The sequence below is a fragment of the Sphingomonas sp. TDK1 genome, from assembly GCF_001650735.1.
GTDB lineage: Bacteria > Pseudomonadota > Alphaproteobacteria > Sphingomonadales > Sphingomonadaceae > Sphingomonas.
Genome location: NZ_LXVY01000016.1, coordinates 14,717 through 30,551, shown reverse-complemented (window position 1 = coordinate 30,551; position 15,835 = coordinate 14,717). Strand labels below are relative to the sequence as shown.

At 67.4% G+C, this 15,835-nt stretch carries 12 protein-coding genes; 6 read left to right on the top strand and 6 right to left on the bottom strand.

Going from position 1 to position 15,835, the window contains the following annotated elements; genetic code table 11:
* Window positions 1–22: 22 nt before the first annotated feature.
* The 3 genes from addB to trxA all read left to right on the top strand — a co-directional run bounded on the left by addB (window position 23) and on the right by trxA (window position 6,802).
* Window positions 23–2,962, top strand: a complete 2,940-nt coding sequence (addB, locus tag A7X12_RS10195; protein WP_064311525.1) for a double-strand break repair protein AddB — start codon at window positions 23–25, stop codon at window positions 2,960–2,962.
* A gap of 33 nt (window positions 2,963–2,995) precedes the next feature.
* A complete protein-coding gene (gene addA, locus A7X12_RS10190) occupies window positions 2,996–6,397 on the top strand; it encodes a double-strand break repair helicase AddA (RefSeq protein WP_064311524.1) in 3,402 nt (1,133 codons plus the stop codon).
* An 84-nt stretch (window positions 6,398–6,481) separates the two neighbouring features.
* Window positions 6,482–6,802 (top strand): thioredoxin, encoded by a 321-nt coding sequence (gene trxA, locus A7X12_RS10185; RefSeq protein WP_019368131.1) that lies wholly within the window; start codon window positions 6,482–6,484, stop codon window positions 6,800–6,802.
* 47 nt (window positions 6,803–6,849) lie between these two features.
* On the opposite strand, the gene A7X12_RS10180 is transcribed toward trxA, so the two are convergent.
* Window positions 6,850–7,644, bottom strand: a complete 795-nt coding sequence (locus A7X12_RS10180) for an inositol monophosphatase family protein (protein ID WP_232318450.1) — start codon at window positions 7,642–7,644, stop codon at window positions 6,850–6,852.
* A 4-nt stretch (window positions 7,645–7,648) separates the two neighbouring features.
* Entirely contained in the window at window positions 7,649–8,875 is a 1,227-nt protein-coding gene (gene argJ / locus A7X12_RS10175; protein ID WP_064311522.1) for a bifunctional glutamate N-acetyltransferase/amino-acid acetyltransferase ArgJ, read from the bottom strand.
* 57 nt (window positions 8,876–8,932) lie between these two features.
* On the opposite strand from argJ, the gene A7X12_RS10170 reads away from it, so the two are divergent.
* From A7X12_RS10170 to secA, 3 genes are all read left to right on the top strand, one after another.
* The gene (locus tag A7X12_RS10170; protein WP_064311521.1) at window positions 8,933–9,583 is read left to right on the top strand and encodes an energy transducer TonB; all 651 of its coding nucleotides are present in this window, start codon (window positions 8,933–8,935) and stop codon (window positions 9,581–9,583) included.
* Window positions 9,584–9,676: 93 nt separating this feature from the next.
* Complete coding sequence (locus A7X12_RS10165) at window positions 9,677–9,937, top strand: hypothetical protein (protein WP_064311520.1); 261 nt, start codon at window positions 9,677–9,679, stop codon at window positions 9,935–9,937.
* 126 nt (window positions 9,938–10,063) lie between these two features.
* Window positions 10,064–12,808, top strand: coding sequence for a preprotein translocase subunit SecA (gene secA / locus A7X12_RS10160; protein ID WP_064311519.1), 2,745 nt, complete (start codon window positions 10,064–10,066; stop codon window positions 12,806–12,808).
* A gap of 155 nt (window positions 12,809–12,963) precedes the next feature.
* Here the strand turns inward: secA and A7X12_RS10155 are convergent, their stop codons facing one another.
* The 4 genes from A7X12_RS10155 to A7X12_RS10140 form a co-directional block, all read right to left on the bottom strand.
* The gene (locus A7X12_RS10155) at window positions 12,964–13,287 is read right to left on the bottom strand and encodes a hypothetical protein (RefSeq protein WP_084445312.1); all 324 of its coding nucleotides are present in this window, start codon (window positions 13,285–13,287) and stop codon (window positions 12,964–12,966) included.
* Between the two features lie 275 nt (window positions 13,288–13,562).
* Window positions 13,563–14,162, bottom strand: a complete 600-nt coding sequence (locus tag A7X12_RS10150; RefSeq protein ID WP_064311517.1) for a CC0125/CC1285 family lipoprotein — start codon at window positions 14,160–14,162, stop codon at window positions 13,563–13,565.
* Between the two features lie 132 nt (window positions 14,163–14,294).
* Window positions 14,295–14,810, bottom strand: a complete 516-nt coding sequence (locus tag A7X12_RS10145) for a phosphoribosyltransferase (protein WP_064311516.1) — start codon at window positions 14,808–14,810, stop codon at window positions 14,295–14,297.
* A complete protein-coding gene (locus tag A7X12_RS10140) occupies window positions 14,810–15,826 on the bottom strand; it encodes an adenosine deaminase (protein ID WP_064311515.1) in 1,017 nt (338 codons plus the stop codon). Before A7X12_RS10140 ends, A7X12_RS10145 begins: the two co-directional genes overlap by 1 nt.
* Between the last annotated feature and the right edge of the window lie 9 nt (window positions 15,827–15,835).

Here is a 15,835-nt window from a genome sequence, read left to right as displayed (position 1 = left end):
CGTTCCTATTTCTCCGAGCCGGATGTCGAACGCCCTTCACCTGTACACCATCCCGCCGCATCGCGCCTTTGCCGATGCGCTCGCGATCGGACTGATCCGCCGCTTCGGCGCAGACCCGCTGCGGCTGGCACGCGGCGTGGTGCTGCTGCCCAACAACCGTGCGAAGCGGGCGATGCAGGATGCGTTCGTTCGCGAGAGCGGTGGCGGCCTGTTGCTGCCTCGGCTGGTCGCAATCGGCGATCCGGAGCTCGACGAAGCGGTGTTCGAGGCGGTGGACGATGCCGCGCCGGTGCCGCCGGCGGTCGACCCCTTGCAGCGGCGGATGATCCTGGCACGGCTCCTTCAAGGGCAGGATGCGCGTCTCGACACCGCGGAGGCGGTGCGGTTGGCGGGCGAGCTCGGAGCGACGCTGGACCAGCTGCTGGTCGAGGAAGTCCCGCCGCGCCGGCTGCGCGAGCTGGAACTGGGGCCGGAGCTTTCGGCCCATTGGGAGCGCTCGCTTGCGCTGTTCGAGATCGTGCTGACCCGTTGGCCTGCGGAACTGGCGGCGCAGGGGCGGGTGGACCTGCCCGAACGGCGGCGACAGTTGTTGGGGCGAGTCACCGATCGGTGGAAAGCGGCACCGCCCACGGGCTTCGTCTGCGCGGCCGGCATCACCACGGCTGCGCCTGCGATCGCGCGGCTCTTGCGGGTGGTGGCCGGGCTTCCTGAAGGCATGGTCGTGCTGCCCGGCCTCGCCACCGGCATGGGCGACGAGGAATGGGCACTGCTCGGCCCGCATGCGCCGGATCCGAATAGCGGTCGACGTCGACGGAATCTGGAGACGCACCCGCAATTCCACCTCAAGCTGCTGCTCGACCGGATGGGCGTCCGCCGGGGCGAGTTCCAGCAATGGCGCGTCGCCAGCGAGCTGGATGCCCCGCCCGCCCGCAGCAAGGCGATCGCCTCTGCGATGCAGCCGCCCGAGCTTACTCATGGCTGGACGGACCTTCCCGCCGGTGAGCGGCGCCTGGACGGCGTTCGGGCGCTGGAGCTGGCAACGCCGGCCGAGGAAGCGCAGGCGATCGCGCTGGCGCTGCGCGAGGCGCTGGAAACGCCGGCGCGGACAGCCGCGCTGGTCACGCCCGATCGGGCGCTGGCGCGGCGGGTGGCGGCGCATTGCGCGCGCTGGGGCATTGCGATCGACGATTCCGCGGGTCAGCCCCTGTCGCTGACGCCGCCCGGCACGTTGCTGCTGGCGGTGGCCGATGCGGCCGCGCAGGCTTTCGCGCCGATGCCGTTGCTGACCCTGCTCAAGCATCCGCTGGTGCAGCCGAACGATCGCGCCGCGTGGCTGGAGGGTGCGCGATCGCTCGATCTGGCGCTGCGGGGGCCGCGCCCGGCCCCTGGGCTTGCGGGGATCGACGCGCATCTGGCGGAGCAGACCGGCCGCGAAGGGCCGCTCCGTCGCGCCGCCGCGCGATGGTGGGAAATCGCCCGGCCGCTGCTCGCGCAGCTGGAGGCCGTTTTCTCGCATGGTGCGCAACCGCTGGCCGCCCTGATCGCCGTTCTACGGGAAACGTCGCAGGCGCTGGGCGGTGACATGCTATGGAGTCGCGAGGATGGGCGCGCCGCCGCATTGCTGCTCGACGATCTGGAGCGCGAAGCGGCGCATGGGCCGGCGCTTGCCGATCCCGGAAGCCTGGCAGCATTGCTGCGTAGCTTGATGGACGAGGTGGCGGTGCGGCCCCAGCAGGGGGGCCATCCGCGGCTGGCCATTCTCGGTCTGATCGAGGCGCGGCTGCACAGTGCGGACCTGATGATCCTGGGCGGGCTGAACGAAGGCATCTGGCCCGGCCTGCCCGCGCCCGACCCTTGGCTCGCGCCGCGCATCCGTGCCGAGCTGGGGCTGCCGGGGCTGGAACGACGGATCGGTATTTCCGCGCACGATCTCGCCATCGGCCTGGGTGCGAAGGACGTGCTGCTCACCCGTGCCCGGCGTGATGCCAGCGCGCCGACGATCGCCTCGCGCTTCTGGCTGCGGCTGGAGGCGCTGTCGGGCGGGCTGGAGCGGGCCCGAGATCTCGCCAGCTGGATGGCGGCGGTGGATGCGCCGGGCGCTTTCGACCCGGTCGCGCGCCCGGAGCCGGCGCCGCCCGCAAGGGATCGCCCGAAGGTCATCTCGGTGACCGAGGTCGATCGCCTGAAGGCCGATCCCTATGCCTTTTATGCCCGGCGGATGCTGCGGCTGATGCCGCTCGATCCCGTCGACGCCGATCCCAGTGCAGCCTGGCGCGGCACGGCGGTGCACGAGGTGCTGCAACGCTGGTTCGAGGAAGATGACTGTCGCCCGGACCTGCTGCGCGCCCGCGCCGAAGCGATGCTGGCCGACACGCGTACCCACCCGCTGATCCGGGCACTGTGGCAGCCGCGGCTGATCGAGGCCATCGACTGGATCGCGGGCGAACTGGCCGAGCAGGGCACGAAGGGGCGCACGGTGCTGGCGGTGGAGCAGGACGGCGCGATCGACTTCGCCGGGGTCACGCTGCGGGGCAAGTTCGATCGGGTCGATCGCTTGGAAGGCGGTGCACTCGCGATCGTCGACTACAAGACCGGCCAGCCGCCCAGCACTCGCGCGGTGAAGGCAGGATTCAGCCTGCAGCTGGGGCTGCTGGGCCTGATGGCGGAGCGGGGCGGGTTCAAGGGCATCGAGGGCGCTGCACGCGCGTTCGAATATTGGTCGCTGGCGCGAAACCCGAAGAGCGGCGGTTTCGGCTTCATCGACTCGCCTGTCGATCCGAAGAAGCGGGATCCAATCCCGGTCGACGATTTCGTGCGCATCGCCGCGCGCGAATTCGCGGATGCGGCCAAGGACTGGCTGACCGGGGATCGCCCTTTCACCGCCAAGCTGGTGCCCGAATACGCACCCTATGCGGAGTATGATCAACTGATGCGCCGGGATGAGTGGTATGGGCGTGAGTAACCTTCTTGCTTTCGTGACGGCGGGGGCACGGCCATGAGCCGGGGCGCTGCCAAGCTCCACCCGCTGAGGGGCAATCAGAAGCGCGCCAGCGATCCCACGCGGCACATCTGGCTGTCGGCGTCTGCGGGCACCGGCAAGACGCAGGTGCTCGCTGCGCGGGTGTGGCGGCTGTTGCTCGCCGGCACGGATCCGTCGGCCATCCTCTGCCTTACCTTTACGAAAGCCGGTGCGGCCGAGATGTCCGAGCGGATCACCGGTCGTCTCGCGCATTGGGTGCGGGCGAAGGACGAGGAACTGGTCGCCGACCTCCAGGCGCTTGGCGAAAGCATCGGACCGGAAAGCCGGGCTGCCGCGCGCACGCTGTTCGCCAAGGTGCTGGATGCGCCGGGTGGCGGCATCCGCATCCAGACCATTCACAGTTTCTGCCAGTCGCTGCTGTCCGCCTTCCCGATCGAAGCGGGACTGGTGCCGGGTTTCCGCCCGCTGGAAGCCCGCGAAGAGGCGGTGCTCGCCCGCGAAACGCTCGCAGAAATGCTGGTCGATGCCCGGCGCGAAGGACGGGAGGGCGTGATCGAGGCGATCGGCGCGCTCAGCCTGCGGCTCGGGGAGGGCGGGGCCGAAGGCTTTCTCAAGGAGTGCGCACGCGCGGGTGAGGCACTGGAGGCACTGCCGACCGGCATCCAGCCCTGGCTGCGACGTGCCTTCGATCTGCCAATGGGCGACATTCGCGAAGCACTTGCAACAAGCTGCTCCGACGACATGTTCGATTTGCAAACGCTACGCAATATCGCAGCTGCAAATGCTGGCTGGGCCACCGCCCGGGGGCTGGAACGTGCCGACGTCATCGCGGCGTGGCTGGGATGTTCGGCGGAAGCCCGGGCCGAGACGCTGGACCAGCTCCACCTCGTCTGGGCCACCGCTAAGGGAGAGCCGCGCAGCTTCGCCAAGGGGCAGGCGCCGCAGGATCCCGACTATGCCGAGGGGGCGATGCGCCTGCACGGCCGTTGCGGCGAACTGCTCGCCATGCGCGTTCGGGCTGCCTATGTCGACCTGCTCGCGCGGGGGCTGGGGGCCGGGCGCGACTATGCCCGCGCCTATGCTGCAGCGAAACGCCGTCTCGGCGCGGTGGACTTCGACGACCTGATCGGCCGCACCATCGCGCTGCTCGGCCAGCCGGGCATGGGGGAATGGGTGCGCTACAAGCTCGATCAGGTGACCGAGCATGTGCTGATCGACGAAGCGCAGGATACCAACCCTCGGCAATGGGCGATCGTCTCGGCCATGGCGGACGAGTTTTTTGCGGGCGAGGGGGCGCGGGGCGACCGGCTGCGCACGCTGTTCACGGTGGGGGACTACAAGCAGGCGATCTTCGGCTTTCAGGGCACCGATCCGATCTTCTTCCAGGCAGCGTTCGAGCGGTTCAAGCGGCTGGCGAACATCCGCAGCGACTATGAGGAAGAAGTCCGCGAGTTGGAATCGCTGTCGCTGACCCATAGTTTCCGATCGACGCGCCCGGTGCTCGAATTCGTCGACACGGCGCTGGGGCTGCTGCCCGAGCCCGGCATGGGGCCGATGAGCGACAGCGAGCCGCACGCCAGCGAAGTGCCGGGTCCCGGCACGGTGACGCTCTGGCCGCCGGTGATCGAAGGCGGCAGCGACGCCGACGAGGAGGAATGGATCGGCGACGCCACCCGCGCGCTGGCCGCCCGCATCGCCAGGCAGATCAAGAACTGGGTGGGTACGCTGCCGCTCGCGAGCAAGGGACGGATGCTCGCTCCCGGCGACGTGATGGTGCTGGTCAAGCGGCGCGGCGAGCTCGCGTCGCTGATCGTCGCGCGGCTCTATGCCGAGGGCGTGCCGGTGGCCGGGGTGGACCGCTTGCGACTCAACGCGCCTCTGGCGGTGCAGGATCTGCTCGCGGCGATCCGCTTCGCGCTTCAGCCGGAAGATGATCTTTCGCTTGCCGCGCTGCTCGTCTCGCCGCTGATCGGCTGGAGCCAGGATGCGCTGATGGCGGCTGCCGTGCGCGAGCGTGGCGGGCTGTGGCGGCACCTGCGCGAGACGCAGCCGGCGGAGACGCTGGCACCGCTCTACGATCTGCTGCGCCGCGCCGACCTGGCCACGCCCTATCGCTTTCTCGAGGAGATCCTGTGCGGCCCGATGCAGGGCCGGCGCAAGCTGCTGCTGCGGCTGGGCGAGGAAGCGCGCGATCCGATCGAGGAACTGCTCAACGCAGCGCTCACGTTCGAGACGCGGGCGACGCCGTCGCTCCAGCGCTTCCTCGACTGGTTCGACCGTGGCGACGTCGAGATCGTACGCGATGCCGCCCAGCCGCAGCCGGCGGTGCGCGTGATGACGGCGCACGGCTCGAAGGGCCTGCAGGCGCCGCTGGTGATTCTGGCCGACGCCACGGTAGACCCGACGCGAAGCCCGCGCAGCTTCCTCAAATGGGCACCCGAGGATCAGGAGAAATTTCCGATCTTTCGCCCGCGCAGCGCCGAGCGGGACGGTGCGTTGGCGGACGCGTTGGCGGAAGCGGACGCACGCGAGTTGCAGGAACATTGGCGGCTCTTCTACGTCGCCGCCACCCGCGCCGAGGAGCGGCTGGTGATCGCGGGCGCGCTGGGCCCCCAGGCGAAAGGCGAGCCGCCCAAGGCAAGCTGGTACGCCGCCAGCGCTGCTGCATTGGGCGCGCTGGGCGTGCCGGCCGATGAGGCGGGGGTGCGCGACTTTCACGGCGTGGTGCCGCAAGCACCCGTGCGCCCGGTAACCGCCCCGGCCCCGGTGCAAATGCCGCTCGTCCAGGAAATGCCGGGATGGCTGCATGCCCGCGCCCCCGAGGAAGCCCGGCCGCCGCGCCCGCTCGCGCCTTCGTCGCTCGGTGACGACCGCGTGGCGGATCCGCCGCCCGGACCGGCGCTCAGGGCGGCGGCGGAGCGCGGACGCCTGCTCCACGCGCTGTTCGAACGTCTGCCGGGCGTGGTCCCCGCCCAACGTAGGGCCGCCGCGGACCGCTGGCTCGAAGGTGCGGGCGGTCTTGCGGACGCACGCGAGCGCGCCGATCTGATCGACGCGGCCATGGGGGTCACCGAAGATCCGCGCTTTGCCGAGCTGTTCGGGCCCGACGCGCTGAGCGAGGCGCCGATCGCGGCGGTGGTTGCGGACGGGGTGGTGGTGTCCGGTACGGTCGATCGGCTGGTCGTGCTGCCGGAGCGAGTACGTGTGGTCGATTTCAAGACAGGCCGGCGCGCGCCCGCGTCGCTTGGGGATGTCCCGCCCTACCATCTGCGGCAGATGTCCGCCTATGTGGCGGCGTTGCGGGTGATCTTCCCGGAGCGGTCGGTGGAGGCCGCGTTGCTGTATTCTGCCGGTCCGGTCCTCTACGCATTGCCGGAAGACCTTCTGGCGGCGCACAAGCCGGGCTACGTGGTGTAGGAGCAAAGCTTTGGGGCCGGCGCTTGAGTGGCGGCACCTGCATCCATAGATAGCCGACCGACACGAAGTTCAGGAGATTAGAAAATGGCTACCCTGGCGACCACCGACGCCAAGTTCGAAACCGACGTTCTGCAGGCGGACAAGCCTGTTCTCGTCGATTTCTGGGCTGAATGGTGCGGCCCCTGCCGCATGATCGCCCCGGCGCTCGAAGAGCTCGCCGAGGAGCTCGCGGACAAGGTGCAGATCGTCAAGATCGACATCGACGAGAATCCCGATGCGCCCACCAAATACGGGGTGCGCGGCATTCCGACGATGATCCTGTTCAAGAACGGCCAGCAGGCCGCCACCCAGGTCGGCGCGCTGCCCAAGAGCGCGATCAAGCAGTGGATCGAACGCGAGATCTGATCGCTTGATCTTCCTTCCCCCTCCCGCATGCGGGAGGGGGCGAGGGGTCAACCGAACAGCAGGTCGGTCGCGCGCTTGCCGAGGTCTGGCGAGGATGCAGCGACGATCCCCACGCCTTCGTCGCCGATGCGATAGGGGCTTCCGTCCCAGCGGCCGACATAGCCGCCGGCTTCGGTGAGAAACAGCACGCCCGGCGCGTGATCCCATACCAGTGTTCGCCGGAACACGGCGATGTCATTCTCCCCCAGCACCAGCCGGGGGTAATTTTCGGCTGCGCAACGGGGCAGCGGCACGAGCGTGCAGGACGCCGCGAACCGCCCGGCCCGAGCCGCATGTTCTTCCTCGGATTGCCCAACCTTGGACACGGCGGCAAGCGGGCGTGCCGCGCCGCTGGGGCGTGCCTGGACGCGCGCATCGCCGATGAACGCGCCGGCACCGATGGCCGCATGGCACATCCGCGCCGTCACCGGATCGTAGAGCCAGCCCGCTTGGGTTTCGCCATTTTCTACCAGTGCGATCATGATGCCGAATGGCGACTGTCCGGCAGCGAAATTGGCGGTGCCGTCGATTGGATCGATGATCCAGGCACGCGCGGCTGTTGCCTGGTCGACCAGCGCCGGATCGGCTGCGCACGCTTCCTCGCCGACGATCACCGCATCGCCGTCGATCGCGACGAGCCCCTCCGTCAGCCGCGCCTCCGCCTCGCGGTCGGCAATCGTCACCAGTTCGCCCGGCGTCTTCTCCAGTACCTCGTGTGCCGCGAGATTGCGGAAGCGGGGAAGCACCACTTCGTCCGCTACGCGCCGGATGAGTGCCGAGACGGCCGCGTGATGGCGATGCACCCGATCAGCTCCGGTAATCGGCGTTGATCGAGATATAGCCATGGGTGAGGTCGCAGGTCCAAACCGTCGCGCGGCCTTCGCCCAGCCCGAGATCGACGCCGATCTCGACTTGCTGCCCCTTGAGATGCGCCGCCACCGGCGCCTCGTCATAGCCCTCCACTGCGAGACCATCCCGCGCCACCTGCGTGGTGCCGAACCGGATGGCGAGCCTGTCGCGCTCCGCCGGTTCGCCCGCCTTGCCGACGGCCATCACCACGCGACCCCAATTGGCGTCCTCGCCCGCGATCGCGGTCTTCACCAGCGGCGAATTGGCGATGGACATGGCGATACGATGCGCGCTGCGGTCGCTTTCGGCACCCTCGACGGTGATTTCGATCAGTTTCTGCGCGCCTTCGCCGTCGCGGACGACGAGAAGTGCCAGCTGGCGGCAGAGATCGGCGAGCGCGGCGCGGAAGGCGTCGGCGCCGGCATCGTCGTCGCTGGCGAGCGGCGTGTTGCCGGCCTTGCCGGTGGCGAAGGCGAGCACCGTGTCGCTGGTCGACGTGTCGCCGTCGACGGTGATGCACGAGAAGCTGGCGCCGTTCGCATCGTTCAGCGCGCGCTGGAGGAACACCGGGTCCACCGCGGCATCGGTGAAGACATAGCCGAGCATCGTCGCCATGTCCGGCGCGATCATGCCCGAGCCCTTGATGATGCCGGCCAGCGTCACCGTGCGGCCGTCGACCACCGCGGTGGTCACCGCGCCCTTGGCGAAGGTGTCGGTGGTCATGATCGTCGCGGCGGCCTGTTCCCAGCTGCAGGGTTCGGCCGCATAGGCGGCGTCGAGCCCGGCCTCGGCCTTGTCGATCGGCAGCGGCACGCCGATCACCCCGGTGGAAGAGACGAACACGTCCGAGGGGTCGCAGCCGAGATGCTGCGCGGTGCGGGCAGCGATCGCCTCCACCGCAGCGCGGCCCCGATTGCCGGTGAAGGCATTGGAATTGCCCGCATTCACCACCAGCGCGCGCGCCTTGCCGAGCACCAGCGCCTTGCGGCACCACTCCACCTCGGGCGAGGGGCATTTGCTGGTGGTCAGCACGCCCGCGACGCTGGTGCCTTCGTCGAGCGTGACGAAGGTCAAGTCGCAGCGATCCCAGTTCTTGTAGCGCGCCCGGGCGATGCGCGGTGTAACGCCGGAGATCGCGGGCAGGGCGGGGAAGGGGAGCGCGAGCGGGGAGGTGCTGGTGGACATGGGGATGCCTCGGGTTAGAATGCGGCGCGTGCTTCGTGCATGGGGGGGGAAAGATCAATGCTTTTGGTGATGGCGCTGCTGGCGGCGCAAGTGACAACGGGAGCCTCGACGAAGCCGACTCCTCGAGGCGATGCGCCGTGGATAACCAATGACGATTATCCCATGGAAGAGGCGCGTGCGCGCCATGAGGGTGTCGTTGCATTCGCGCTGCTTGTGGATGCCTCTGGCCATGCGGTGGGATGCGATGTGACCGCAACCAGCGGCTTTGTCGGCCTCGATAAACAAACCTGCTTCCTGATGATGCGCCGAGCGCGTTTTAACCCGGCGCTGGAGAATGGGCGCGCCGTCGAATCGCACGTTACAGGCAACTTCACTTGGCGCCTTGGCAACGCGCCGCCCTATCGTAACGGTGTCGATGGGGCTGTGGGCGTGGCAGCACCGGTTCCGCCTGGCGCGCTGCAGCTGACGGTGGCGACGCTGCCATCGGACTATCGGCAGCCGGCGAAAGCGGCGATATCGTTCGGGACCGATCAACGCGTGGTCGATTGTCGCATCCTGGAATCGAGCGGAAACGCTGCGATTGATCGTGTTGCCTGCGAACAATTGCGGGCGCTTGCCACGGCGCCATCCGCAAATGCGGGGTCGACGGCCGCCAAAACCGCTGCGTACATCGTCTCATTCCGCGTCGACACGCCGGCGAAGCCCTAGCTTTTGATTAGACGAAGCGTGCATCGATCCCTATGTGTCGTGCGTTGCGGCCCATCGGTTGCGACATCGTCACCGTGTGTCACAGGGTTTCGCTTGGAACTGCTGCTACTCCTCACTGCGCTTTTCGCGAGCCTGACCGGCGTGTCGGGCGAGCGTGGGCTGCGCCCGATGCAGGGGGTGGCCGTGGTGCGCGTGGCCGAGGCGGCGCAGGCGACGGTCGCGCCGTCGCGCGCGATTCTGGCGGCCGCCGCCGCGCTGCCGGCGCCGGTGCACGTCGCCGCCCTGCCGGTGTTCCACCGGGCCGCCCCGCCGCGGCCCGCGCTTCGCCTCGCCTTCGAGCAGCGGCGCGAATAGAATTTCCGGCCCGCGTGCCGGGCCGTCCTTCCTCCCGTGGCCGCGCACCCTGCGCGGCACGCCCGTGATGGCCCTGCCGCGTCCGGCAGCCGTCGCGCACCCCCATCCAACAGGTCAGGAATTCGCATGTTCGGCGGTATTGCCAAGTCGCTTTTCGGTTCGTCCAACGATCGCTACGTCAAGTCGCTCAAGCCGATCGTCCAGAAGATCGCCAGCTTCGAGCCTACGCTCCAGGCGATGGACGACGACACGCTGGCGGCGCAGACGATCAAGTTCCGCGAACAGCTCGCCAATGGCGCCAAGCTCGACGATCTGCTGCCGGAAGCCTTCGCCACGGTGCGCGAGGCGGCGCGCCGCGTGATCGGCCAGCGCCATTATGACGTGCAGATGGTGGGCGGCATCGTGCTCCATCGCGGTGAAATCGCCGAAATGCGCACCGGCGAAGGCAAGACGCTGGTGGCGACGCTCGCCACCTATCTCAACGCGCTGCCGGGCGACGGCGTCCACGTCATCACCGTCAACGACTATCTCGCCCGCCGCGACGCCGAATGGATGGCGCAGGTCTATGGCTTCCTGGGCCTCACCACCGGCGTGATCGTGCCCAACCTGTCCGACCAGCAGCGCCGCGATGCCTATGCCTCGGACATCACCTACGGCACGAACAACGAGTTCGGCTTCGACTATCTGCGCGACAACATGAAGTATGATCGCGCGAGCATGGTGCAGCGCCCGTTCGCCTATGCCATCGTCGACGAAGTCGACTCGATCCTGATCGACGAGGCGCGCACCCCGCTGATCATCTCCGGGCCGACCGACGACCGCTCCGAGCTGTACCTGAAGGTCGATGCGGTGGTGAAGCAGCTCGATGCTTCGACTTACGAGAAGGACGAGAAGCAGCGCACGATCGTGCTGACCGAAGAAGGCACCGAGACGGTCGAGCGGCTGCTCGAGGATGCCGGCGTGCTGGTCGGCGCGAACCTCTATGATTTCGAGAACACCCAGGTGGTCCACCACCTGAACCAGGCGCTCCGTGCGAACGTGATGTTCAAGCGCGACACCGATTACATCGTCAAGGACGGCAAGATCGTCATCATCGACGAGTTCACCGGCCGCATGATGGACGGCCGCCGCTGGTCGGACGGGCTGCACCAGGCGGTGGAGGCCAAGGAAGGCGTCAACATCGAGCCCGAGAACCAGACGCTGGCCTCGATCACCTTCCAGAACTATTTCCGCATGTACCCGAAGCTCGGCGGCATGACCGGCACCGCCTCCACCGAGGCGGCCGAGTTCTACGACATCTACAAGATGAACGTCGTCACCATCCCGACCAACCTGCCGGTGCAGCGCGTCGACGAGGAAGACACCTTCTACAAGTCGACCGAGGACAAGTTCGCCGGCATCGCCAAGACGATCAAGGCGCATGCCGAGCGCGGCCAGCCGGTGCTGGTCGGCACCGTCTCGATCGAGAAGTCCGAGCTGCTCTCCGAATTCCTCCACCGCGAAGGCGTGAAGCACGAGGTGCTCAACGCGCGCTTCCACGAAAGCGAAGCGCATATCGTGGCGCAGGCGGGCCGTCTCGGCGTTGTGACCGTCTCGACCAACATGGCGGGCCGCGGCACCGACATTCAGCTGGGCGGCAACGTCGAGTTTCGTGTGGCGGACGAGTTGCGCGACATGCCCGAGGGGCCGGAGCGCGATGCCGCCATCGAGCGGATCAAGGCGGAGGTCGCCGCCGAGAAGGAACAGGTGAAGGCTGCGGGCGGCCTGTTCGTGCTCGGCACCGAGCGCCATGAAAGCCGCCGTATCGACAACCAGCTGCGCGGCCGTTCGGGCCGCCAGGGCGATCCGGGGCTCAGCCGCTTCTACCTCAGCCTCGACGACGATCTGCTGCGCATCTTCGGCTCGAACACCTTGTTCTCGCGGATGATGCGTTCCAGCCTGGAGGACGGTGAGGCGATGCCGCCGTCGCGCTGGCTGAGCAAGGCGATCGAGACCGCGCAGCGCAAGGTCGAGGCACGCAACTATGACGTGCGCAAGCAGGTCGTCGAATATGACGACGTGATGAACGATCAGCGCAAGGTGATCTACGAGCAGCGCGCGGACATCATGGATGCCGATACGGTGGGCCATGTCGTCGAGGACATGCGCCACGAGACGGTCAACGCGATCGTCGGCGAGGCCTGCCCGCCGAACAGCTATCCGGAACAGTGGAACATCGCCGGCTTGAAGGAGCGCCTCGCCGACACGCTCGATCTCGATCTCCCGGTCGAGCAGTGGGTGAAGGACGAGGAAGCGATCGATCCGGAAATCCTGGAGGAGCGCATCCGCGCGGCTGCGGACGCGGCGATCGCGGAGAAGGCGGCAGACCTGGAGCCGGAGACCTGGACCTCGATCGAGAAGTCGATCCTGCTCCAGAACCTCGATCATCACTGGAAGGAGCATCTCGCGATGCTCGATGCGCTGCGCCAGGTCGTCCACCTGCGCGCCTATGCGCAGAAGACGCCGATCAACGAGTACAAGCACGAGGCGTTTTCGATGTTCCAGCGGATGCTCGACACGATCCGCGAGGACGTGACGCGCACCATGGCCTTCGCCCAGTTCCGCATGGCGCCGCCGCCCGAACTGCCCGAGCTGCCGGCGTTCCTGACCACCCACATCGACCCGCTGACCGGCGAGGACAACAGCGCGGATTGGGACGGCGGTTCGGCCGGGCTGGTAACGACCCGCCTGCCGCAGCTCGGTATTCCGCAACCCTCGGGCGACGACTACGGCACCGATCCGTCGCAGTGGGAGGGCGTGGTCAGCCGCAATGCGCCGTGCCCGTGCGGCTCGGGGCAGAAGTACAAGCACTGCCACGGCCAGGTGGCGTAAGCGTTACCCAAGCTGCCCTCTCGCGTTCGGGAGGGCAGCTTGGCCGATCCGGTAGTCGGGATGTTATCGGCCAAGGCCGAGACGCCAATCGAGTAAGGCTATGGAAGCTGCCCCGGAGACCTGGGGGGCATCTGTCACCCGGTCGCTAGTTCAGCCTAATCTTCCGTTTCCGTATCCTCCGGCGCGCGCTGACACGCGACGCTTCCCGGCTTTATGTTCTTCGCCTTCGCCAAGGCTTTGACGGCGTCGAATCCCTGGGCGTAGACATCGTCGAACGCAGCTGCGGTGATGCCGTTCTTCAGGTATAGCTGGCGAGCTTCCGCCTTGTGCGTCTTGACCTGGGCCTCGCTGAGCTTGCCGCAGACGAGCGCAATAGCGTCCGCTTCGCCTGTGGCTTTTATCATTTCTCGATGCGCGTCGGTCAGCCCCTGCGCGTGTGTCGCAGGCACGAGCGCTACGACCGTCAGCGTCGCTGTCATGAGTATATTCCGAAGCATCGACAATCGTCTCCACTGCACAGTTGCGATGAAAAGATTGTAACGGGAAGAACGCAACTTGTGAATGCGGATGCTCTCCCCGCGGATTCGCGCTCCTGACACTATGGGCGAACAGGCTTCCACGACCAAACGTACAATAGCGGCAAGCCGAACGCGTGGGGTCGACGTGCCGGCCAATCATTGACTGGAGCGACGCGGAAAAAAAGCGGCGCCGGTAGTCCCGGCGCCGCCCTTTCTGTTTCCGCGCGTGCCCGCGATCAGCGGGTCTGCGGCATCTGGATCTTCGGGCCCAGACGTTCCTTCACCTCGCGCGCATCGAAGGCGCGGATGTTGTCGGCGGGCTTCGGGCCCTTGCCCATCACGATCTCGGCCATCGCCTCGTAACGGTCGACGGTACGAATATCGACATTGCGGTCGAAGAACGGATCGCCCCAGAACGGATCCCAGCTGCGCCAGCCCCAGCGCGGGCTGTAATAGCGCCAGTACGGGCTCCAATAGCCCCATGGGCCGCCGAAGCCGGCACCACCGATGCCGGGCGTCGCATAGGTCTGGGTCTTCTTCTCGGTATCGCGGTTGGCGAGCACGAAATAATCATAGCCGTTCTGCAGCGTCAGCTCCGCCGACCGATAGAGCAGATAGCGCTCCACCGTCTCACGCGAGGTCAGGCTGTTGCCAGAAAAGCTCACCCGGAACCGATTGTCCTCGATCTGCTCGTCCGAATAGCCGTTGCGCACCGATCCGCTCGCCGAGGCGGGCTGGTACGGGGTGGCGGTCATGCACGATGCGAGCGAGAGGCTGCCCGCGACCATCAGGCCGAGTGCTGCCAGCCGCCGACCCTTCTGTGATGAAATTGGCATTGATCCTCCGACACTTGTAACCAGTAAACGTCGCCGTATGCCCCTCGAACGCGCGAGCCGGCGAAACTCTCCCGCGCATTCACGCGATGAGGCGTGGCACAGCTGCGATTGACGGTTGCTGAACGGTGGCTGTCAAGCCAGCCGATCGGGTACCTCGCGCGCATCCGCATCGAGGCTAGTCTGCGGCGCCATCGCTTCCCACGGGAACACGAACCAGTCCTTCTGCACCGCGCGGTCGATGGTCTCGGCGCCATATTCGACTCGCTGCGACGAGCGGATATTGTCGAGCAGCACGGCGAACCGGACCTGCTCGGTCGCTGCGCCCTCGCCCGCGAGCGCGGCGCGGAGTTCGCCGATCGTCTTGCCGCTGTCGTTGATGTCTTCGATGAACAGCAGCCGATCGCCGTCCCGCGTGCGGCGAGCGAGCACGGCGACCAGCTCCTCGGCGAATTGGGCGATGCGGGTCGAATAGTCGATCGACACCAGCGGCAGCCCGATGCGGTGCGAAAGGTACACCGCCGGGGTCAGCCCGCCGCGGCCGACGCCGACCAGCAGGGTGGGGGACCAGTCCGCCACCGCCGCTGCGATGGCATGGACGCCGGCGACCAGTTGATCATGGGTGAAATGGGTGAAGACGATGTCGCCCATCACGCCGCCTCCGCGACCCAGGCGTCGATAGCCGCGAGGTGCGTCGCCACCGCTTCGTCGGGCAGGAAGGAGCCCAGGAAGCTGTTGCGGGCGAGGGTGGCGAGCTGCTGCTTGCTGAGGCCGCGGCCATGAGCGACGGCGCGGTAATTTTCGCCGACATAGCCACCGAAATAGGCGGGATCGTCCGAGTTGATCGTCGCGCGCAGGCCCAGCTCCAGCATCCGGTCGATCGGATGCGCATCGATCGTCTCGACGTTGCACAGCTTGACGTTGGACAGCGGGCAGACGGTCAGCGTCATCGCCGAGCGTGCCAGTCGCGCGACCAGTGCCGGGTCGTCCAGGCTGCGATTGCCATGGTCGAGCCGATCGACCTCGAGCAGATCCAGCGCCTCGCGGACATATGCCGCAGGGCCTTCCTCACCCGCGTGGGCGACCCGCTTCAGGCCCTTTTCGGCGGCTGCGGCGAAGACCCGTGCAAACTTCGAGGGCGGATGGCCGAGTTCGGATGAATCGAGGCCTACGCCGGCGATGCGGTCGAGCCAAGGCTCGGCTTGGGCGAGCGTCTTGAAGGCGTCCTCCTCGTCCAGGTGGCGCAGGAAGCAGAGGATCAACTGCGACGTGATGCCGAGGCGGGTTTCCGCCTCCGCCATGCCCGCCAGCAAGCCTTCGACGACCGTGGCCATGGGAATGCCGCGATGGGTGTGCGTCTGCGGATCGAAGAAGATCTCGGCGTGACGGACGCCGTCAGCAGCGGAGCGCTCGAAATAGGCCAGTGCGAGGTCGCGGAAATCGGCCTCGGTGCGCAGCACGTCGGCGCCGGCATAATAGATGTCCAGGAAGTCCTGCAGATTCGAGAATTGATAGGCGGCGCGCACCGCCTCGACGCTGTCATAGGGAATCGCCACGCCGTTGCGCCGGGCGAATTCGAACATCTGCTCGGGCTCGAGGCTGCCTTCGATGTGGAGATGGAGTTCGGCCTTGGGCAGACCGGCGATGAATGCGTCCAAATTTTCCATCGTCCGACC